This is a genomic window from Bradyrhizobium sp. CCBAU 51627 (assembly GCF_028128765.1).
Classification (GTDB): Bacteria; Pseudomonadota; Alphaproteobacteria; order Rhizobiales; family Xanthobacteraceae; genus Bradyrhizobium.
On record NZ_LBJG01000023.1, the window covers coordinates 606,736 to 627,746 of the forward strand.

Consider the following 21,011-nt stretch of genomic DNA (forward strand, 5'->3'; position numbering starts at 1 on the left):
GAGCATCGAGGCTGCGGAGCATGATCGACGATCTCTGGTACAAGAACGCCATCATCTATTGCCTGTCGGTCGGCACCTATATGGATGCCAACGGCGACGGCATCGGCGATTTCAAGGGACTGCAACGCCGGCTCGATTATCTGCATGGTCTCGGCATCACCACGATCTGGCTGATGCCGTTCCAGACCTCGCCGGGCCGCGACGACGGTTATGACGTCGCCGATTACTACAGCGTCGATTCCCGTTACGGCACGCTCGGCGATTTCGTCGAGTTCACCCATGGCTGCAAACAGCGCGGCATCCGCGTCATCATCGACCTCGTCGTCAATCACACCTCGGACCAGCATCACTGGTTCAAGGAGGCGCGTCGCGACAAGAACTCACCCTATCGCGACTGGTATGTCTGGTCCGACAAGAAGCCCGCAGGCGCCAACAAGGGCATGGTGTTTCCCGGCGTGCAGAAATCGACCTGGACCCGCGACAAGGAAGCAGGTGCCTGGTACTTCCACCGCTTCTACGACTTCCAGCCCGATCTCAACACGTCGAATCCGCTTGTACAGGCGGAGATCCTGAAGATCATGGGCTTCTGGATCCAGCTCGGCGTATCAGGCTTCCGGATGGACGCCGTTCCATTCGTGATCGCCGCCAAGGGCGCGAAGGTGAGAAAGCCCGTCGAGCAATACGACATGCTGCGCATCTTCCGCGAATTCCTGCAATGGCGGGAGGGCGACGCCATCATCCTGGCCGAAGCCAACGTGCTGCCCGAAACCGACCTCGACTATTTCGGCCGCGATGCCGACCGCATGCACATGATGTTCAACTTCCAGGTCAACCAGCATCTGTTCTATGCGCTGGCATCGAGCGACTCGCGCCCCTTGGCGAAGGCGCTGAAAGCGACCAAGCCGCGGCCGGCCTCGGCGCAATGGGGCCTGTTCCTGCGCAATCACGACGAGCTGGATCTTGGGCGCCTGACCGAGGGCCAGCGCGACACTGTGTTCAAATGCTTCGGTCCCGACAAGAACATGCAGCTCTATGACCGCGGCATCCGCCGCCGGCTTGCACCGATGCTGGGCGGCGACCGCAGGCGGCTCGAGCTCGCCTACAGCCTGATGTGCACGCTGCCGGGAACGCCCGTGATCCGCTATGGCGACGAGATCGCGATGGGCGATGATCTCTCGCTGCCCGAACGCAACTGCGCACGGACGCCGATGCAGTGGTCGACAGAGCCGCATGGCGGCTTCACCAAGAACGACAGGCCGGCGATGCCCGTCATCGACAAGGGGCCTTACGGCTATCCGCACGTCAACGTCGCCAAGCAGCGGCGCGATCCCAACTCCATGCTGAACTGGACCGAACGCATCATCCGCATGCGCAAGGAGGTGCCGGAGGTCGGCTGGGGCGATTTCACGGTGATCCCGACCCGCGATCCTGCCGTATTCATCATCCGCTATGACTGGCGCAACAATTCCGTGCTGTTCATGCATAACCTCAACGAGAAGCCGCGCGAGATCGCGTTCTCGGCGGGGCTGCCGGGCGAAGCCGGCAAACACCTGATCAATCTGCTCGCGGAGGACCACAGCCACGCCGACAAGCGCGGCCAGCACCGCGTCGTGCTGGAGCCGTATGGCTATCGCTGGTATCGCGTCGGCGGGCTCGATTATCTGCTGAAGCGGAGCGATGTGGATGAGACTGGCGCGGGCAACAAGCATCCGGGGTGATGTCGCTTCGCCGTTTGTTCCGCTGCTTCAACGATCGTCATTGCGAGCGCAGCGAAGCAATCCAGACTGCCGGCGCGAAAAGATTCTGGATTGCTTCGCTGCGCTCGCAATGACGGGGAGAAAGCGCTGACCATCTCTGCCGCCTTTGTCCCGGCGAAAGCGATGGTTAAGCCGGCGGCCGGACGATCACCCCTTCATTCCCGCGCAGATCAAGCACGCCTTCCAGCCGTTCGCCCTCACGATCCAGAAATGTCGACAGCAATATCTCGCTGCCGAACTTGATCGCGCTGGTCGTCACCGCGATCGGCTCGGGGCCGAGATTCAGGGCGACGATGACCGCCCTGGCCTCGGCCTCGCGGCGATAGATCAGGAGATCACCTTGCGCGGCGATCGGATGATAATCGCCGGCGACCAGCGGCGGTGAACTCCTCCGCAACGCGATCAGGCGCTTGTAGAGGCTGAGAATCGAGCGCGTGTCGGATTCGAGGTTGACCACATTCTCATGGACGTGATCCTCGGGCAGCGGCAGCCAGGGCCTCGCCTCCGAGAAGCCGGAGAATTCGGAGCAATCCCATTGCATCGGCGTACGGCAACCGTCCCGGCCGACGCCGATGCCGGGCACGTTCTTCTCGAAGGGATCGCGGACATCCTCCGGCGCGATCGCGAGCTGATGCATGCCGATCTCGTCGCCGTAATAGAGCGTCGGCGTGCCGCGCAAAGTCAGCAACAGCATGGCGGCGACGCGTGCCTGTTCCGGCCCGACGCGACTCGCCACGCGCGGACGGTCGTGATTGCCGAGCACCCAGTTCGGCCAGGCGCCCCTGGGGAGCGCCTTCTCGTACTCTTCAACGATCTTCTCGATCGAGCGCGCGCTCCAGAAGGTCGACAGCAACGCGAAATTGAACGGCATCTGTGCACCGGTGAGGTCGTTGCCGTAATAGGCCACCAGACGATGCAGCGGCAGATAGATCTCGCCGATCAGAACGCGCGCTGAATAAGCATCCGTCACGCGCCGCATCTCGGCGATGACATCATGCACCTCAGGCTGGTCGGTGGAGTATTGGGTCAGGATCCTTTCGTTTGGCGGCCGGCCCTCGACGTAATGCGGATTGGGCGGATTGTCGCGGAATTCGGCGTCCTTGACCAGGTGCCAGATCACGTCGACGCGAAAGCCGTCGACGCCCTTTTCCAGCCAGAACCGCATCACGTCGTAGATCGCGGCGCGGACTTGCGGATTGCGCCAGTTGAGGTCCGGCTGCTGGGCGAGAAAGGCGTGATAATAGTACTGGCCCGTGGTCTCGTCGAAAGCCCACGCGCTGCCGCCAAATTCGGACAGCCAGTTGTTGGGCACCCCGCCACCCGCCGCGGGATCGCGCCAGATGTACCAGTCGCGCTTGGGGTTGTCGCGCGAAGAGCGGCTCTCGATGAACCATGGATGCTGATCGGAGGTGTGGTTCGGCACGAGATCGAGGATCAGCTTCAAGCCGGCCTCATGTGCTGCGGCAAGCAGCCCATCGAAATCCGCCATCGTGCCGAACGACGGATCGATGCCGGTATAGTCGGAGATGTCGTAGCCGAAATCGGCCATTGGCGAGGGAAAGATCGGCGACAGCCAGATCGCGTCGACGCCCAGCGACCTCACGTAAGGCAGTCGTCGCAAGATGCCGGCGAGATCGCCGACGCCGTCACCATCGCTGTCCTGAAAGGAGCGCGGATAGACCTGATAGAAGATTCCGTCGCGCCACCAATTGTCGCCGCTCTGAGCCATGCCGGAGGTCCCACCAATCATCTGCCCTGCGCGAGAGAACGCCACAGCCACGCCCCGGTTCAAATTGGCGTGCCAATTGGGACTGCGGTGTGACCGGAGGGGCGGCTGTTCCGGGCCCGGCGCCGAATCTTTTGCTTGGCGACATGGCAAAAATCGGCAATGTGGCGCCATGACCGAGCAAAATGACACGAAAGCCAAGGCCGGCGCGATCATCGTCCCCGTGACGCTGTTCGAGCAGAACTGCACCATCATCTGGGACGAACCCGGCAAGAAGGCCGTGGTGATCGACCCCGGCGGCGACGTGCCGAAGATCCTGGAAGCGATCAAGAAGACCGGCGTCACCGTGGAGAAGATCTGGCTGACCCACGGCCATATCGATCACGTCGGCGGCGCGGCCGATTTGCGCGACGCGCTGAAGGTGCCGATCGAGGGTCCGCATGTCGCCGACAAATTCCTGCTCGACAACGTCGTGGAAAGCGGCGCGCGCTTCGGCATGACCGGCGTGCGCAATTTCGAGCCGGACCGCTGGCTCGAGGAAGGCGACAGCGTGTCGATCGGCGCGCTGAGCTTCGACATCCTGCACTGCCCCGGCCACTCGCCGGGCAGCGTGGTGTTCTTCAACGGGGATCTGCGTTTTGCCCATGTCGGCGACGTGCTGTTCGCGGGCTCGGTCGGGCGCACCGACCTGCCCGGCGGCAGCCACGCCACGCTGATCAACTCGATCAAGACCAAGCTGTTGCCGCTCGGCGACGATGTCGGCTTCATCTGCGGCCACGGTGCCGGCTCGAGCATCGGCCAGGAGCGGATGACCAACCCGTTCATCACCGGCGAGATGTAGGGTTCACTCGGCGGCGTCCGCGAGCACCGCCGTCTCGCTCAGGTTACGCTCGCCCCATTCCCGGATCGCCGCGATCACAGGCACAAAGCTCTTGCCCTTGCGGGTTCGGCGATGCTCGACCTTGGGCGGCACCTCGACGAAATCCTTGCGATCGATCAGACCGCTCGCGGTCAGTGCCTTCAACTCTCGGCTGAGCACGCGCGGGGTGATCTCGGCGCTGCCGGTCGCGCCGCGCAGCAGGCCACTGCGGATCTCGCCATAGCGGCGCGGACCATGCTTCAAGTCCCAGACGATGCGCAGCTTGTACTTGCCGCTGATCATTTTCTGGAAGGCCGCGACCGGGCAGGCTCGTGTGGAAGCTTTTGCCATGCCGTCTCCTCCATGTGCGCGACGAAGATACGTGCAACAGCGGAAGTCCATACTATCAATTTTGTCCATACTTGCAGGATGGCGCACAAGCCGCAGATGATGGTGCACATGACGAACAGGGAGCGTCACATGAAGCACTTCATGATCAAGTATCAATTCAAGAACGGCACCACGGAAGAATGGCACCGCGAGGTCGGCCGCTTCATCAACGCGATCGACGCCGATCCGGAGCTGAAGGGACGGATCGGCTATCGCGTCCTGAAGAACCGCGACGACAACAACTATTTCCACCTCGCCAGCGTCGCCGACGAGGATGCGCAGAAGACGCTGCGATCACGCGACTTCTTCAAGCACTATTCTGCGATGACGCGGCAAGTCTCCGGCGGTGAAGTCACGGCGACGCCGATCGAGATGATCGACGCGACCGCTTGATCCTACTTCATCAAGCCCGCGGCGGTCAGCGCGCGGGTGATGATCTGGCCGAGATCGAAGCTGCGAGGCTCGCGTTTCGGCGCGGCCTTCTCTTCGGCGACCTTCGTACGGATCGAGCGGGCAAGGTGCGGCGCGGGCGAGCGCGCCGGCTTCTTCGCATCATGGATCCATCCCGTGAGGCCGAAGAACTTTGCGATGTGATAGGACGAGGAGATGCCGGCCTCGATCAGGAACGCGCCTTCGACGCCGTAGCGCTGGTCGTTGTCGGCAAGCCCGAGCGGCGTGCCGTGGGCCATGCCTGTAATGGCGTAGGACTCGACCAGCGTCTCGCCGTCCCTGTTCCACCAGGCCTGCCGCGGATAGCCATCGACATTGGTCTCGGCCATCGGTGTCGCCGGCAGATCGTGCAGATCAAGCCACTGCTTGACGATTTCGTTGGCGTTGCCGGGATTGACGGTGCGATCGGCGCTGCCGTGCCACACCGAAATCTTGGGCCATGGCCCGCGATGGCTCGAGGCCCGCCGCACGAGATCACCGAGCTCGCGCTCGGGTCGTTCAGGGGAATGGAACATGCCGTCCAGCGCTTCACGCAGGTTCGAGGCGATGCCGTAGGGCAATCCGGCAATCACCGCACCCGCCGCGAACACCTCAGGATACGTCGCGAGCATCACCGAGGTCATGCCGCCGCCGGCGGAGAGGCCGGTGATGAAGACACGGCTGGGATCGATGCGATGCGCCTCGGCCATATGCGCGATCATCTCGCGGATCGATCGCGCCTCCCCGCTGTCGCGCGCGGTGTCCTCGGGATTGAACCAGTTGAAGCAGGTGTTGGCGTTGTTGATGCGCTGCTGCTCGGGCATGACAAGCGCAAAGCCGTAGTGACGCGCCAGCGTCGACCAGCCCGCGCCGAGGTCGTAAGCCGCTGCGGTCTGGCCGCAGCCATGCAGCACGACGACGAGGGCGTGCGGCGTCTGCAATTGCGCCGGCACGAACGCGAACATGCGCAAGGCTCCGGGATTGTCGCCGAAATCAGTAACTTCCTGCAGCGGACTGGAGGCGCCCGCGCTCGCGCCAAAATCGGGCAGGCGCAGGCCGCCCAGCCTTGGGTCCAGCCTTGGCAGACGTCTCAAGAGGTCGACATTACGGGCAAGCGACACGGCAAATTCCTGGTGGGCGACGTTCAACGTTTACCCAGACCAGATAGTTGCTGCAGTGCAAAATGAAAAGACCGTGTGCTGCCGGTCGTGCGGAATCACGCAGAATCCACGCAGAAATCCGCATGAATTAACCGCACTGCCTCAACTTGGTGCAGCGGCGCGGCGCATCCACGACAGAAATGCGACGCAGACCATGATTAACGCCGCAAACAGCGCAAGCGAAGCGAGAAAAGCTGCGCGCGCTGATTGCAGCGTTTCGATCGCGAAGAACACCGCGCCGATTGCGGCCACTCCGGCCGCATTTCCGATCTGCGCAACGGTGCCATACATGCCAGAGGCAGAACCGGCCGCGGCAGGCCTCACAGTGGAGAGCACCGCCCCCGACAGCGGCGCCATCACCAGCCCCTGGCCATAGCCGAAGACGATCATGATGAGCGCGAGCATGACCGGCCTCGGCGCATCGATGTCAAATGCGACCAGCGCAAGCGCGGCGAGGCCTGCGATCTGCAGCGCGCAACCTTCGATCAACACCTTGGTGCCGCGATGCTTCGCGCGGGCGCTGCTGTGGCGCGAGGCCACGACGAAAGCCAGCGCGAGCGGAATGAAGGCAAGCCCCGCGGCGAGCGGGGCAATCTTCAAGCCGCGCTGCATGAACAGCGTCATTACCAGATAGAACGAGAGATTGGCGAGGAAGAAGAACAAGGTGGCGCCGAGCCCGCGCAGGAACGCGGCATCGGAGAGCAGCGTCAGATCGATCAGCGGCATGCCGCCGGCGCGCGCCACCGCGTGCTCGAGCCGCAGCAACGCGAACAGGATCGCGCCGCCGCTTCCCATCGCGGCCCACAACCACGGCGTCCAGCCGAGATCATGACCGAACAGCAGCGGGCCGATCAGGCACAACAACCCGGCGAACAGGACGACGCTGCCTTTGATGTCCAGCCTGGTGCCTGATCGCCGCGGCACCCTCGGCATGATGCGCCAGGCGGCGATCGCAATGACGAAGCCACAGGGCACGTTGACGAAGAACACCGCGCGCCAGCCGGTGTGGGCCAGGTCGATCGTGACGAGGAGACCACCGAGCAGGAAGCCCGCGGCGCCCGCAAGCCCGAGCACGATGCCGTAGATGCCGAAGGCGCGGCTGCGCGATTCGTCCGTGAAAAGCAGATGCAGCGTCGCCAGCACCTGCGGCACCATCAGCGCCGCGGTCGCGCCCTGTGCCAGCCGCGCGACAATCAGCTCCATTCCGGATTGTGCGAGGCCGCACCAGAGCGAGGTCACGGTGAATCCGACTACGCCGGCGAGAAACACGTTCTTCGTGCCGTGGATGTCACCCAGGCGGCCGCCGGTGACGACCAGGGTCGCATACGCGATCAGGTAGATCGCGATGACGGATTCGATCTGCGCGGGCGTGGCCTTCAGCTCGACCGCAATGGTGGGAATGGCGACGTTGACCACAAACGCATCGACGCCGAACATGAACTGCGCGGCGACGACGATCGCCAGCACCCACCAGCGGCGGGTCGAATCGACAGGCTTTGTGACGATCTGGTGCATTGGCGCGCGATCCCCGGACAATCGTGTCCCCGATGATTTCAGGCCGCGCGCGCCGGCGCGATTACCTCGGAGGTAGGTTTCGGGCGCCTCTCACCTCTCCCCCGTAAGAACGGGGAGAGGAAGACGAAGCACCTCGCCTCGTCTCCGCGCATGCCTGCATTCCACCGTGCGGGACATCGCGCGATTGCGTTCGCGTCGACCAGCACGTAGCCTCGCCATCTCAACAAACAGAAAATGACAGCCGGAGAGAACGCCATGGCGCGCCTGAAATTCGGAGCCTTCCTTGCCCCGCATCACCCGATCGGGGAGCATCCGATGCTCCAGTTCCGGCGCGATCTCGACCTGGTCGAGCAGCTCGACGCGCTCGGCTATGACGAGTTCTGGTGCGGCGAGCATCATTCCTCCGGCTGGGAGATGATCGCCTCGCCCGAGATGTTCCTGGCCGCGGCCGGCGAGCGCACCAAGCGGATCAGGCTCGGCACCGGCGTGGTGTCGCTGCCCTATCACCATCCCTTCAACGTCGCCCAGCGCATGGTGCAGCTCGACCACATGACCGGTGGCCGCGCCATCTTCGGTTCCGGTCCGGGCGCGCTCGCCTCCGACGCGCACACGCTCGGCATCGACCCGATGACGCAGCGCGACCGCCAGGACGAGGCGATCGGCGTGATCCGCCGCCTCTTCAACGGCGAGCGTGTCACCGCAAAGAGCGACTGGTTCACCATGAATGACGCGGCGCTGCAGATCCTGCCGTTGCAGGAGCAGATGCCATTCGTGGTGGCCTCGCAGATCTCGCCATCGGGCATGACGCTCGCCGGCAAATACGGCATCGGCATCATCTCACTGGGCTCGATGACGACGCAGGGCCTGATGTCGCTGCAACAGCAATGGCAGTTCGCCGAGGACGCCGCCAGGAAGCACGGCACCACGGTCAGCCGCGCCGACTGGCGCGTGCTTTTGACCTTCCACATCGCCGAGGGCCGCGAGCAGGCCCGCAAGGAAGCCGGCGCCGGGCTGATGCGCTGGCACAACGAATATAATGTCGGCACGCTGCAGCGGCCGGGCCTGACTGCATTCTCCTCGCCGGACGAGGCCGTCGACAAGACCGCGTTCGTCGAAGGCGCTGCGTCCACCATCGGCACGCCCGACGATCTCGTCAAAACCATCAAGAACGTCATGGAGGTCTCCGGCGGCGTCGGGGCCATCATCGGTTTCGTCCACGACTGGGCCAATCCGGAAGCGACGCGCCGGAGCTGGGACATGGTGGCGCGCTACGTCGTGCCCGAGATCAACGGCTACATCGACGGCCTGCGCAGGTCGCAGAAATTCGTGATCGAGAACCGCGCGATCTTCGAGCGTGCGGGCCAGGCCGTGATGGCCAAGATCATGGAGAACGAGAAAGCGGCCGAGGCGCTGAAGGTGACCGGCCCCGGCCGTGTCGCGATTCCCGCCGTCAACGCGCCGGATCTGCAGAAGGAAGCGGCGAAGCGGTAGGGCCAGGTCTGCCGGCCGCTGGAGCGGCGAAATCCGCCGCAGGATCGCGCCCGGCCTGTGCTATGCTGACGATGTCTGCTCAAGCCGTACCGCCGTCCGCGGCATCGTCGGCAAACCAAGCGGAGCAACTCATGTCGATGCAGGCCGGGCCGACCCCACCCAAGCGCAATCAGTTGAAGCACATTCCGGGAGATGAGGGCTGGCCGATCATCGGCAAGACGCTCCAGGTGCTGGCCGATCCAAAAGGCCATATCGAGGCGAACGGGCGGAAATACGGACCGGTCTATCGCACCCACGTATTCGGCGAGACCAGCATCGTGCTGCTCGGGCCCGAGGCCAACGAGCTCGTGATGTTCGATCAGCAGAAGCAGTTTTCGTCCGAGCACGGCTGGAACCCGGTGCTGGGACGGCTGTTTCCGCGCGGTTTGATGCTGCTCGATTTCGACGAGCACCGGCTGCATCGCAAGGCGCTGTCGGTCGCGTTCAAGTCCGGGCCGATGAAATCCTATCTCGACAATCTCGACCGCGGCATCTCCGCCCGTGTTGCGCAGTGGAAGGCGAATCCCGGCGAATTGCAGCTTTATCCGGCGATGAAGCAGCTCACGCTCGATCTCGCCGCGACGTCCTTTCTCGGCGCCGATATCGGACCCGAGGTCGACGAGATCAACCGCGCCTTCGTCGATATGGTGGCGGCTGCGGTCGCCCCGATCCGCCGCCCCCTGCCCGGCACTCAGATGGCGCGAGGGGTGAAGGGACGCAAACGTATCATCGCCTACTTCCGCGAGCAGATTCCGTTGCGACGCGGCAATCACGGCGGCGATGATCTGTTTTCACATCTCTGCCGCGCCACCCATGAGGATGGCGCGCTCTTGTCCGACCAGGACATCATCGACCACATGAGCTTCCTGATGATGGCCGCGCACGACACGCTGACTTCGTCGCTGACCTCCTTCGTCGGCGAGCTTGCGGCGCACCCGGACTGGCAGCAGACGCTGCGCGAGGAAGTTTTTGCGCTTGGCCTTTCGGCCGATGCGCCGACGAGCTTCGACGATCTCGACAAGCTGCCGCTGACGGAGATGGCCTTCAAGGAGGCGCTGCGGATCAAGCCGCCGGTGCCGTCCATGCCACGCCGCGCGGTACGCGACTTCACCTTCAGGGGATACGATATTCCGGCCGGTACCTCGGTCGGCGTCAATCCGCTCTACACGCACCACATGAAGGACATCTGGCCGGAGCCGGACCAGTTCGATCCCTTGCGCTTCAGCGAGGAAGCCCAGCGCAATCGGCATCGCTTCGCCTGGGTCCCGTTCGGCGGCGGCGCGCATATGTGCCTCGGCCTGCACTTCGCCTACATGCAGGCCAAGTGCTTTGCGCGGCACTTCCTGCAGAATATCGAGGTGTCGCTGCAAGAGGGCTACAAGCCGGACTGGCAGATGTGGCCGATCCCGAAGCCGAAGGATGGATTGAGGGTGCGGATGAAGGCGGTGTGATTATCGTGTCCCGGACGCGCGAAGCGCGAGCTTCGTAGGTTGGGCTAAGGCGCAGAGCGCCGTGCCCAATCTTTCTCTCGATGCAATTGGTGGGCACGGCGCGCCAAGAGCGCGCCTTTGCCCACCCTACGGACCTGCTCTGAACCCGCTACGCTCCTTGATCGAACGCCGAGCACAAGGCGCTCAAGCCCTATAGCTGCTGGCTCCAGTTGCGGCGCCCCGCGATCACAATTTTGGCACCTTCGGCAACGAAGACTTCCGTTATGCGCACCCAATCCCCCTCGTCGCGCCCGTGATCACCGCAAGCCTGCTGATGGAATGTTCCTCTTTTCGAACCACTTGATGCCAATGGCGGACGCCGATCGATGACGCCGCCGCGACAGCCGGTACCGCGATCGCTATTTCTGCCGGCTCCTGATAAGGCCAGCTATGCTTGCGCCTGCGAGATGCGTAACATCCTCGACCGCCACTCGATTTTCGAACGCATATCGTCACCAGGCTGCGCATGAGGAAGCTGATCGACGAATTCCGCAAGGGCTGGCAGGGCGTAGCGCCGCCATCGTTCGGCCTGAGCATTGCGTTTGCGGTGGCCTGCCTGCTGGTTTCGACCCTGGCCCGCTGGGCACTCGCGCATGTGCGCCCCGACGTCTACTTTACGCCGTACTTTCCGGCCGTGTTTTTTGCGGCCGCCTTCGGAGGTCCCCGGATCGGCGTGGTGACGGCACTGGTCGGCGGCGTGCTCGGCGTCATCGTGAACTTCAGCGATGCCTCCGTCGACCACGCGCGGTTCGCGCTGCTGGCACTCTATTGGGGCGTTTCGGCGCTCACCATTTGGGGTGTCGAGCACTACCGCACAATGCTGGCCGAGCAGCGACGGATATCCAGGCGCCTGATCGAGGAGGAGGACTATCGCAAGGTTCTGGTCGACGAGCTGCAGCACCGGCTGAAGAACAAGCTGTCGACCGTGCACGCCGTACTGCACCAGGTGCTGCACGACGAGCCGCAGGTCTGGGCCCGGATCGACCCGCGGCTGCGATCGCTGGCCGCAACCGACGACCTGATCTCCCGGATCGACAAGGCCGGCTGCGACATCCGCGACCTCCTGATCTCCGAGCTCGGCCCCTACGGCCATGTCCGCTTCACCCTCAACGGCGAGCGGGTGTTCCTGCCGCCGAAGCTGGCGGTCACACTGTCCTTGATGTTTCACGAACTCGCCACCAATGCCGGCAAATACGGCGCGTTCTCCTCGCCGCGCGGCTTGTTGCAGGTGTCATGGACCGTCAGCGATGATCGCCTGACCATCACGTGGGACGAAACCGAGGGACCGACCATTGGCGAAATCTCAGCGCCCGGTTTCGGCACCAAGCTGCTGAAATCGGCACTGTCCGCCTTCGACGGCAAGACCGAGGTCTCCTATTTGAAGACCGGGCTGCATTGCATCATGCAATGTCGCATCCCCAAGGGCGAGTAGAACTCAGTGCGACTAGGTTCAAGCGTCGCGATGTAGGAGGTATGCTCCCTCTCCCGCTTGCGAACCGCGCGCTACGCCCGCAGTTTCGCAAGCAGCGTTGACCTCCTGTTAATGACGATGGATGGCGCGCCTCACGTCGTCGCAAGTTTCTCGCAAAACACACCCGTATTTCTGCGGACCCCTTAACCAAACCTAAGAGGGAACTGCGCATGATCGCGCCCATTGCAAAGGCGCGCTGAAACAACAAGATTCATGACTTCTATGAACGACAACGCATATAACGGCGCGAGCGAAGCCGAACTCGGATTTCTCAAGGAAATCGTTAGAATGCTGCCTGCCGGCCTGACCGTGCAGGATGCGCAAGGCAAGCTTCTGCTGGTTAACGATGTCGCGGCCTCCCAGCTCGGCATGGACGGCAGCCGTCCCTCGCCCGATCTCGCGTCGCGCCGCGAGGCTTGCCAGCAGGCACTGAGGTCCGGTCAACCTGTCACCTCCGAGGAAGCGCTCCACGACGGCGCCGCACGCCAGGTGCTGTTGACCACCCATCGCCCCGTCCGCCTCGCCGGACGCGAGCTGTTGATCTCGGCCTCCTCCGACATCACCGAGCAGAAGAATTTTGAGGACCAGCTGTTCCGTTCGGCCTATTTCGACGAGCTGACCGGCCTGCCCTCGCGGCGCGTGATCGAGCATCGCGCCAACAGCCTCTTGGCGCGCGAGCAGGCTGGCGATCGTTTCGCGCTGGCCTTTCTCGACGTCGACAATTTCAAGCACATCAACGATTATTACGGCCACGCCGTGGGCGATGCGCTGCTGGTGGAGCTATCGAAGCGGCTCGGGCGCGACTTGCGCGATTCCGACATGCTGTCGCGCATTTCCGGCGACGAGTTCCTGCTGCTGCTCTCGCCGGTCCAGAGCCAGGAGGAGGTCGCCGAATTCATGCAATCGATGCTGGAACGGCTGACCGCCCCGTTCTTCATCGATCATTCGGAGGTGTTCGCCTCGACCTCGGTCGGCATCAGCCTCTATCCCGATCACGGCCGCAGCTTCGAGACACTGCGCCAGAATGCCGACATCGCGATGTACCGCATCAAGAACGACGGCAAGGGTTCGGCAACGTTCTTCAATTCCAGCATGGAGCGCGAAGCGCTGGCGCGGATGAAGATCGAGCAATCGCTGCGGCTCGCCATTCTCGAGAAGCGCTTTTGCTGTGCGTTCCAATCCAAGGTCGACATCCGCACACAAGCCGTGAAGGGCATCGAGGCCTTGGTGCGTCTGCGCGACGACGAAGGCGTGATCCAGGCGCCCGGCTCGTTCATCGATCTTGCCAGCGAGCTCGGGCTGATCGACGAGCTCACGCACCTGGTGCTCGCCGAGATCGTCAAATCGATCGACCCGATCAACGCCTCGTTCGGCGCGGACGCGACCATCAGCATCAACGTCGCCGCCAAGCAGGCCGGAAACCCCGAATTCATGCGCAGTTTTGCGCAAGCACTGGAGGACACCGGCTTTCCACAGCGCTTCATGATCGAGGTGACGGAAGACGCCTTCGTCGCCAAGAATCACTTCCAGGCCGAGATCCTGCCGATGTTCCGCAAACTCGGTGTCGGCATCTCCATCGACGATTTCGGCATCGGCTATTCCTCGCTCTCGGCGCTCGCCGACATCACCGCCGACGAGATCAAGATCGACCGCTCCTTCATCACCGACATCCACAAACGTCCGCGCAGCCAGGGCATCCTGCGCGCAATCGAATCCCTGAGCGAAGCCCTCGGCATGACCGTGATCGCCGAAGGTCTCGAATCCTTCGAGGAGCTCGCCTACCTCCAGGCCGCGACCAAGATCCGTTACGCGCAGGGCTATTATTTCGCGCGGCCCATCTTCCTGGAGGAGCTGAAGCTCGCCACCCCCGCCTCGAGCGAGTCTCGCGGCAGCGTATCCGCCCGCCCGATGCAGCAGAACCGTCAGGGCTATTCCCGGGCGAGCGGGTACCGGCGATAAGGCCGGCAGCGGCGGGACCATCTCGATGTCGTCGCCCGGCTTGACCTGGCGACCCTGTACGCCGGGACGGTTATGATTGAATCGATAGGCCGCGGCGTACCGGATGCCCCGGTCAAGCCGGGCATGACAGGAGTGGGAGCGGCCTCAGTCCCCCCGGTCCATTTCCTCCTTTGAAATTGCTGCCCTTTTGGTAATACACAGGCGGACCTCCCCGAGGCGCGCCATGTCCACCCCCAGCTCCGTCGTCAGCGATCCCGCCTATATCCGCGCACGCGCCATGGAGACGCTGTTCGAGCGGCTGGAGCATCTCTGCGAGGGCGCCATCGCGATCGATCGCAGCGGACGGGTGGTCTATGTCAACGAAAAATACGTCACCGCGATCGGCCTCTCGCATGAATCCGAGGCGCTCGGCCGCCCGATCGAGGAGGTCATCCCCAACAGCCTGATGCGCAGGGTCGTGGAGACTGGCGAACCGATCATCCTCGACATCATGGAGCTCGGTGGCCAACAGCTCGTCGTCACCCGCATGCCGATCGAGGACGAGAAGGGGAATGTCATCGGCGCGATCGGTTTCGTGCTTTACGATCGCCTCGAAGGCCTGAAGCCGCTGCTCGCCCGCGTCACTCAGCTCGAAAACGATCTGCGGCTGGCACGGCGGCAATTGTCGAACGCCCGCGCGGCGCGCTTCACCTTTGCCGACTTCGTCGGCAAGACCTCAGGGATCGTGCAGGCCAAGGAGCTCGCGGGCCGCGCCGCCCGGCAGAACGTCACCGTCCTGCTCACCGGCGAGACGGGTACGGGCAAGGAGATGCTGGCGCAGGCCATCCACAATGCCTCATCCCGCGCCGAGAAGCCGTTCGTCAGCGTCAACGTCGCGGCTATTCCCGACACACTGATCGAATCGGAGTTTTTCGGCACCGCGCCCGGCGCCTATACCGGCGCCGATCGCAAGGGCCGCGAGGGGAAGTTCCGGGTCGCGGACGGCGGCACGCTGTTCCTCGACGAGATCGGCGAGATGCCGCTGCAATTGCAGGCCAAGCTGCTCCGGGTGTTGCAGGAGCGCGAGATCGAGCCGCTCGGATCGGACAAGATCTCGAAGGTCGATGTGCGCGTGGTCGCCGCCACCAATGTCGATCTGCGCAAGCGCGTCAGCGACGGTGCGTTCCGGCCCGACCTCTATTACCGCCTCAACGTGCTCTCGATCGACCTGCCGCCGCTGCGCGACTGCCTCGACGATCTCCCCGAGATCAGCGCCCGGCTGCTCGAGGACATCAGCGCCACCGGCGACTATGTCAGCGCCAAGATCACGCCGAGCGCGCTGTCGGCGCTCGCCCGCTACGACTGGCCGGGCAATGTCCGCGAGCTTCGCAACGTCCTGGAGCGCGCGCTGATCCTGAGCGATTCCGGACGGCTCACCAGCGACGACTTCACCCGCATCCTCCCCGTCGGCACGGATGCGAGGCCGGCTTCGACGCTGCGGGCGGCCGGCATCGTGGTGCCTTATGCCGAAGCCGAGGCGGAGTTCGAGAAGCACACGCTCGAGCAGGCGCTCGCCGCCAGCAACGGCCAGATCTCCGAAGCCGCCAAGATGCTGCGCATCTCGCGCGCGACCTTCTACAAGAAGCTCGCCAAATTCGGCCTCGCCGCCGGACCGGCCGCCGTCTGAGTTTCGAGACTCATTCTGTCTGGAGTCTCGGAATCCGGACAGGTTGCGGAGGGCCGCGTTCGTCGGCCAGGCGTAGAAATTGCCGGCTTTTCAGCCACTTTGCACAGGGCCATGGCATCTGGCGCGGACCTTGCTCTTCGCTTTGCACAATGACGCATGCTGCACATGCGCATTCGCAACCAGGGAGGACGCAAGATGAGTGACGCGATCTCAGTCCATCAACTTCAGGCGAGACAGCCCTCGCACGTCACGGTCGCCACCGCGAGCCTGATCGGCACCGCCATCGAGTGGTACGATTTCTTCCTCTACGGCACCGCCGCGGCGCTGATCTTCAACAAGCTGTTCTTTCCGACCTTCGACCCGATGATGGGCACGCTGCTGGCGTTCGCGACCTATGCGCTCGGCTTCATCGCGCGCCCGCTCGGCGGGGTCGTATTCGGCCATTACGGCGACAAGATCGGCCGCAAGACCATGCTGTATCTGACGCTGCTGATCATGGGGGCGGCGACCGCCGCGATCGGCTTCCTGCCGACCTACGAGACCGCCGGCATCGGCGCTGCGATCCTGCTCGTCGCCTGCCGCCTGGTCCAGGGCTTTGGCCTGGGCGGCGAATGGGGCGGCGCGGTGCTGATGGCGGTCGAGCACGCACCGGCCGACAAGAAGGGATTTTATGGCAGCTGGCCGCAGCTCGGCGCGCCGCTCGGCCTCGTCCTCGGCACGCTGGTGTTCTCGGTGGTCTCGGCGCTGCTGACGGATGCCCAGCTCTATGCCTGGGGCTGGCGCATCCCGTTCCTGTTCTCGATCGCGCTGGTGCTGGTCGGCCTGTGGATCCGCTTCACCATCGCCGAATCGCCTGAGTTCCAGAAGGTCAAGGACACCAAGCAGGACGTGAAGATGCCGATCCTCGAGGCGATCAGGATGTATCCCAAGAACATCCTGCTCGCGATGGGCGCGCGCTTTGCGGAGAACGGCTTCTTCTACATCTACGCGACATTCGTGCTCGCCTATGCCACGCAATCGCTCGGCATGAACAAGCAGGACATGCTGAACGGCGTCTTGATCGCGGCCGCGATCGAGACCTTCACCATCCCCGCCTTCGGCGCGCTGTCGGACCGGATCGGGCGGCGGCCGATCTACATCTTCGGCGCGGTGTTTTCCGCACTGATGTCGTTCCCGCTGTTCATGCTGCTGTCGACCAAGAACCCGCAACTCGCCTGGATCGCGATCGTACTGGGCCTTGCCGTCGGGCATGCCGCAATGTACGGCCCGCAGGCGAGCTTCCTGTCGGAGCTGTTCGGCACCAAGGTGCGCTATAGCGGCGTCTCGCTCGGTTACAACCTCGCCTCGATCTTTGCCGGCGCATTGTCGCCGTTGATCGCGACGGGGCTGATGACGGCCTATGCGCCGGCAACCTGGCCGATCTCGCTCTACATGATCGCGCTGGCCCTGATCACGGTGGTGTCGGTCTACTTCGCCACCGAAACACGCAAGATAGTTCAGTCCTGAAAATTGGCTCTTGCCGCGGAGCGACCTGTTCCAAGGTCGCCCCGCGCGCTAGACTTCATTCAAAGCAAGAACGATCGCGTGCGATCGAAAGAGATCGGGAGGAATGCCGTGAGCCAGCATCCCGCGTTGCCCTATTTGCCGAACTCGGAGAAAGGAAAGGTCGTCACGGCGGCCGAGGCCGTCATGCTGATCCGCGACGGCGACACGGTCGCGACCGGCGGCTTCGTCGGCATCGGCTTTGCCGAGGAGATCGCGATCGCCCTGGAGGAGCTCTATCTGTCCCATGAGGGTGATGCACCGTACACGCAGGGCAAGCCGCGCAACCTGACGCTGGTCTATGCCGCGGGCCAGGGCGACGGCAAGCATCGCGGCCTCAACCATTTCGCGCATGAAGGCCTGGTCCGCCGCGTCATCGGCGGGCACTGGGGCCTGGCGCCCAAGCTGCAGCAGCTGGCGATCGCGAATCAGATCGAGGCCTACAATCTGCCGCAGGGCGTGATCACGCATCTGTTCCGCGACATCGCGGCACACCGGCCGGGCCATATCACCCGCGTCGGCATGGGCACTTTCGTCGATCCGCGGCACGGCGGCGGCAAGCTGAATGCGCGCACCACCGAGGACATGGTGGAGCTGATCACGCTGCGCGGCGAGGACTGCCTGCTGTATCGGACGTTCCCGATCAATGTCGGGATCATCCGCGCCACGACAGGCGATCCTGACGGCAACCTCACCATGGAGAAGGAGGCGCTGACGCTGGAAGCGCTTGCGATTGCCATGGCCGCGCACAATTCCGGCGGCATCGTCATCGCCCAGGTCGAGCGCGTTGCCGAGAGCGGCAGCCTCAATCCGCGCCAGGTCAAGATTCCCGGCATTCTCGTCGATTGCGTCGTCATCGCAAAACCCGAGCACCACTGGCAGACGTTCGGCACGCAATACAATCCCGCCTATGCGAGCGAGATCCGGGTGCGTGCGGCCTCGCTTCCCGAAATGCCGATGAGCGAGCGCAAGATCATCGCCCGCCGCGGAGCCTTCGAACTCAAGGCCAACAGCGTCGTCAATCTCGGCATCGGAATGCCCGAGGGCATCGCCTCCGTCGCCAACGAGGAGCGGATCATCGACCTGATCACGCTGACGGCTGAACCCGGGGTGATCGGCGGCATCCCCGCGAGCGGCATCGATTTCGGCGCGGCCATCAACACCCAGGCCGTGATCGACCAGCCCTATCAGTTCGACTTCTACGACGGTGGCGGTCTCGATGCCGCCTTCCTCGGGCTCGCGCAGGTCGATCGCGCCGGCAACCTCAATGTCAGCAAGTTCGGGCCGAAGCTTGCCGGCGCCGGCGGCTTCATCAACATCAGCCAGAATGCCAAGGAGGTGGTGTTCGTCGGCACCTTTGCCGCGGGCAAGCAGCGGATCGCGGTCAGCGACGGCAAGCTGTCCATTCTCGAGGAGGCGAAATCCCGCAAATTCGTCGATCATGTCGAGCACGTGACCTTCAGCGGGCCCTTCGCCGCCGCGCGCGGACAGCGCGTGCTCTATGTCACCGAGCGCTGCATCTTCATGTTGCGGCCCGACGGGCTCGAGCTCACGGAAGTCGCGCCCGGCATCGACATCGAACGCGACATCCTGCGCCTGATGGATTTCAAGCCGCTGATCCCGCGCGATCCGGCGCTGATGGATGCGCGCATCTTCCGCAACGGTCCCATGGACCTGCGCGAACGGCTGCTGACCATTCCGCTCGACCAGCGCTTCACCCTCGACGAGCAGCAGAACCTGTTCTTCGTCAACCTGGAACGCTATCCCCTGCGCAGCAAGGCCGAGATCGACGAGATCGCGCGGATTGTCGCGGCGCGGCTCACCCCGCTCGGCCGCAAGGTTTACGCCATCGTCAATTATGACAACTTCTCGATTCTACCCGAGCTGCTGGACGACTATTCGGCCATGGTCCGCAGCCTGGTCGACCGGTTCTATGTCGGCGTGTCGCGCTACACCACGTCGGGCTTCCTGCGCATCAAGCTCGGCGAGGCGCTGGAGCGCCGCGGTGTCGCGCCGCATATTTTCGAGAGCGCGGACGAGGCGCAGTCCGACTGGCGTCAGGTCGAGGGCGCGGGTGCTGCTCCGGTGTCCCGCGAGGCGCCCACTGCTCGGCAGGCCTAAAGATGATGCATGCTCGTCTACCGATACCGTCAACCGGAAGGTTGAATTGCAATGTTAGTACTGTTGTGCGATTCGCTATTGCCGAGAAACTTTAAATCAGGAGGGACCATCTTGCGTCGATCATTCATCATAACAACAACCATCCTCGCCCTTGCCGCGAGCGCCTCCGCACGGGCGGACGACCTCAAGGTCGCGCTGATCTACGGCAAGACCGGTCCGCTCGAAGCCTATGCCAAGCAGACCGAGACCGGCCTGCAGATGGGCTTCGAATACGCCACCAAGGGCACGATGACGCTCGACGGTCGCAAGATCGTCATCATCACCAAGGACGACCAGGGCAAGCCGGACCTGTCGAAGGCTGCGCTCGCGGAAGCCTATCAGGACGACAAGGCCGACATCGCCATCGGCACGACCTCATCGGCCGCAGCACTCGCCATTCTCCCCGTTGCCGAGGAGAACAAGAAGATCCTGATCGTCGAGCCCGCAGTCGCGGACCAGATTACCGGCGAGAAATGGAATCGCTACATCTTCCGCACCGCGCGCAATTCGTCGCAGGACGCGATCTCGAACGCGGTGGCGATCGGCAAGCAGGGCGTCACGGTTGCGACGCTGGCCCAGGACTACGCCTTCGGCCGCGACGGCGTCGCCGCCTTCAAGGAAGCGCTGGCCAAGACCGGCGCGACCCTCGCCGCCGAGGAATACGCCCCGACCAACACCACCGATTTCACCGCCGTCGGCCAGCGCCTGTTCGATGCGCTGAAGGACAAGCCCGGCCGCAAGGTGATCTGGGTGATCTGGGCCGGCGCCGGCAATCCGCTGGCGAAACTCCAGGACATGGATCCGAAGCGTTATGGGATCGAGCTCTCCACCGGAGGCAATATCCTGCCGGCGCTCGCCGCCTATAAGGGCCTGCCCGGCATGGAAGGCGCGACCTATTACTACTATGACATCCCGAAGAACCCGGTGAACGACTGGCTGGTCGCCGAGCACCAGAAGCGCTTCAAGTCGCCACCGGACTTCTTCACCGCCGGCGGCTTCGCCGCCGCCATGGCCGTCGTCACCGCCGTCACCAAGGCGAAGTCGACCGACACCGAAAAACTGATCACCGCGATGGAAGGCATGGCGTTCGACACGCCGAAGGGCAAGATGGTGTTCCGCAAAGAGGACCATCAGGCACTGCAGAGCATGTATCACTTCAAGGTCAAGGTCGATCCGAACGTCGCCTGGGCCATTCTCGAGCCGGTGCGCGAGCTGAAGATCGAGGACATGGACGTTCCGATCCGCAACAAGCGGTAGGCGCCTTACTTCACCTCCCCCGCTTGCGGGAGAGGCCGGGAGAGGGCTCTCACCCCTTGGCGGTTCTCGCCTGCGGAAACACCTCTTCTCCCCTGCCCTC

Annotated in this window: 15 protein-coding genes; 11 read left to right on the forward strand and 4 right to left on the reverse strand. The window is 63.7% G+C overall.

Annotation, left to right across the window (positions count from 1 at the left end; translation table 11 throughout):
* Positions 1-20: 20 nt before the first annotated feature.
* The gene (locus XH88_RS14660) at positions 21-1,718 is read left to right on the forward strand and encodes an alpha-amylase family protein (protein WP_271668996.1); all 1,698 of its coding nucleotides are present in this window, start codon (positions 21-23) and stop codon (positions 1,716-1,718) included.
* A 166-nt stretch (positions 1,719-1,884) separates the two neighbouring features.
* Here XH88_RS14660 and XH88_RS14665 read toward each other — a convergent pair whose 3' ends face one another.
* Positions 1,885-3,486 (reverse strand): alpha-amylase family glycosyl hydrolase, encoded by a 1,602-nt coding sequence (locus XH88_RS14665; protein WP_271668997.1) that lies wholly within the window; start codon positions 3,484-3,486, stop codon positions 1,885-1,887.
* Positions 3,487-3,655: 169 nt separating this feature from the next.
* Between XH88_RS14665 and XH88_RS14670 the strand changes: the two genes are divergently transcribed.
* Positions 3,656-4,324 carry an MBL fold metallo-hydrolase gene (locus tag XH88_RS14670; protein ID WP_271668998.1) on the forward strand — a complete coding sequence of 223 codons (669 nt, stop codon included), beginning with the start codon at positions 3,656-3,658 and terminating at the stop codon, positions 4,322-4,324.
* A 3-nt stretch (positions 4,325-4,327) separates the two neighbouring features.
* On the opposite strand, the gene XH88_RS14675 is transcribed toward XH88_RS14670, so the two are convergent.
* Complete coding sequence (locus XH88_RS14675) at positions 4,328-4,693, reverse strand: winged helix-turn-helix transcriptional regulator (protein WP_271668999.1); 366 nt, start codon at positions 4,691-4,693, stop codon at positions 4,328-4,330.
* A 129-nt stretch (positions 4,694-4,822) separates the two neighbouring features.
* On the opposite strand from XH88_RS14675, the gene XH88_RS14680 reads away from it, so the two are divergent.
* The gene (locus tag XH88_RS14680; RefSeq protein WP_271669000.1) at positions 4,823-5,125 is read left to right on the forward strand and encodes a hypothetical protein; all 303 of its coding nucleotides are present in this window, start codon (positions 4,823-4,825) and stop codon (positions 5,123-5,125) included.
* Between the two features lie 2 nt (positions 5,126-5,127).
* Here XH88_RS14680 and XH88_RS14685 read toward each other — a convergent pair whose 3' ends face one another.
* Entirely contained in the window at positions 5,128-6,282 is a 1,155-nt protein-coding gene (locus XH88_RS14685) for an extracellular catalytic domain type 1 short-chain-length polyhydroxyalkanoate depolymerase (protein WP_271669001.1), read from the reverse strand.
* 141 nt (positions 6,283-6,423) lie between these two features.
* Entirely contained in the window at positions 6,424-7,836 is a 1,413-nt protein-coding gene (locus XH88_RS14690; protein WP_271669002.1) for an MFS transporter, read from the reverse strand.
* Positions 7,837-8,091: 255 nt separating this feature from the next.
* Between XH88_RS14690 and XH88_RS14695 the strand changes: the two genes are divergently transcribed.
* The 8 genes from XH88_RS14695 to XH88_RS14730 all read left to right on the forward strand — a co-directional run bounded on the left by XH88_RS14695 (position 8,092) and on the right by XH88_RS14730 (position 20,911).
* Positions 8,092-9,327 carry an LLM class flavin-dependent oxidoreductase gene (locus XH88_RS14695; RefSeq protein ID WP_271669003.1) on the forward strand — a complete coding sequence of 412 codons (1,236 nt, stop codon included), beginning with the start codon at positions 8,092-8,094 and terminating at the stop codon, positions 9,325-9,327.
* 131 nt (positions 9,328-9,458) lie between these two features.
* The gene (locus tag XH88_RS14700) at positions 9,459-10,817 is read left to right on the forward strand and encodes a cytochrome P450 (protein ID WP_271669004.1); all 1,359 of its coding nucleotides are present in this window, start codon (positions 9,459-9,461) and stop codon (positions 10,815-10,817) included.
* A 505-nt stretch (positions 10,818-11,322) separates the two neighbouring features.
* Complete coding sequence (locus XH88_RS14705) at positions 11,323-12,288, forward strand: sensor histidine kinase (protein WP_271669005.1); 966 nt, start codon at positions 11,323-11,325, stop codon at positions 12,286-12,288.
* 261 nt (positions 12,289-12,549) lie between these two features.
* Positions 12,550-14,286, forward strand: a complete 1,737-nt coding sequence (locus XH88_RS14710; protein WP_271669006.1) for a putative bifunctional diguanylate cyclase/phosphodiesterase — start codon at positions 12,550-12,552, stop codon at positions 14,284-14,286.
* A gap of 223 nt (positions 14,287-14,509) precedes the next feature.
* Positions 14,510-15,952: a sigma-54 interaction domain-containing protein gene (locus XH88_RS14715; RefSeq protein WP_271669007.1), complete on the forward strand. Its 1,443-nt coding sequence runs from the start codon at positions 14,510-14,512 to the stop codon at positions 15,950-15,952.
* Between the two features lie 195 nt (positions 15,953-16,147).
* Positions 16,148-17,458 (forward strand): MFS transporter, encoded by a 1,311-nt coding sequence (locus tag XH88_RS14720; RefSeq protein ID WP_271669008.1) that lies wholly within the window; start codon positions 16,148-16,150, stop codon positions 17,456-17,458.
* 108 nt (positions 17,459-17,566) lie between these two features.
* Positions 17,567-19,615, forward strand: coding sequence for an acyl CoA:acetate/3-ketoacid CoA transferase (locus XH88_RS14725; RefSeq protein ID WP_271669009.1), 2,049 nt, complete (start codon positions 17,567-17,569; stop codon positions 19,613-19,615).
* Positions 19,616-19,726: 111 nt separating this feature from the next.
* Positions 19,727-20,911, forward strand: a complete 1,185-nt coding sequence (locus tag XH88_RS14730) for a substrate-binding domain-containing protein (protein WP_271669010.1) — start codon at positions 19,727-19,729, stop codon at positions 20,909-20,911.
* Positions 20,912-21,011: the final 100 nt, after the last annotated feature.

Excerpts from the sequence above, each read along its gene's own strand:
- XH88_RS14715 (WP_271669007.1), top strand. The coding sequence starts at position 14,510 with ATGTCCACCCCCAGCTCCGTCGTCAGCGATCCCGCCTATATCCGCGCA.
- XH88_RS14710 (WP_271669006.1), top strand. The coding sequence starts at position 12,550 with ATGAACGACAACGCATATAACGGCGCGAGCGAAGCCGAACTCGGATTT.
- XH88_RS14690 (WP_271669002.1), bottom strand. The coding sequence starts at position 7,836 with ATGCACCAGATCGTCACAAAGCCTGTCGATTCGACCCGCCGCTGGTGG.
- XH88_RS14680 (WP_271669000.1), top strand. The coding sequence starts at position 4,823 with ATGAAGCACTTCATGATCAAGTATCAATTCAAGAACGGCACCACGGAA.
- XH88_RS14665 (WP_271668997.1), bottom strand. The coding sequence starts at position 3,486 with ATGGCTCAGAGCGGCGACAATTGGTGGCGCGACGGAATCTTCTATCAG.
- XH88_RS14720 (WP_271669008.1), top strand. The coding sequence starts at position 16,148 with ATGAGTGACGCGATCTCAGTCCATCAACTTCAGGCGAGACAGCCCTCG.
- XH88_RS14695 (WP_271669003.1), top strand. The coding sequence starts at position 8,092 with ATGGCGCGCCTGAAATTCGGAGCCTTCCTTGCCCCGCATCACCCGATC.
- XH88_RS14705 (WP_271669005.1), top strand. The coding sequence starts at position 11,323 with ATGAGGAAGCTGATCGACGAATTCCGCAAGGGCTGGCAGGGCGTAGCG.
- XH88_RS14675 (WP_271668999.1), bottom strand. The coding sequence starts at position 4,693 with ATGGCAAAAGCTTCCACACGAGCCTGCCCGGTCGCGGCCTTCCAGAAA.
- XH88_RS14700 (WP_271669004.1), top strand. The coding sequence starts at position 9,459 with ATGTCGATGCAGGCCGGGCCGACCCCACCCAAGCGCAATCAGTTGAAG.
- XH88_RS14670 (WP_271668998.1), top strand. The coding sequence starts at position 3,656 with ATGACCGAGCAAAATGACACGAAAGCCAAGGCCGGCGCGATCATCGTC.
- XH88_RS14660 (WP_271668996.1), top strand. The coding sequence starts at position 21 with ATGATCGACGATCTCTGGTACAAGAACGCCATCATCTATTGCCTGTCG.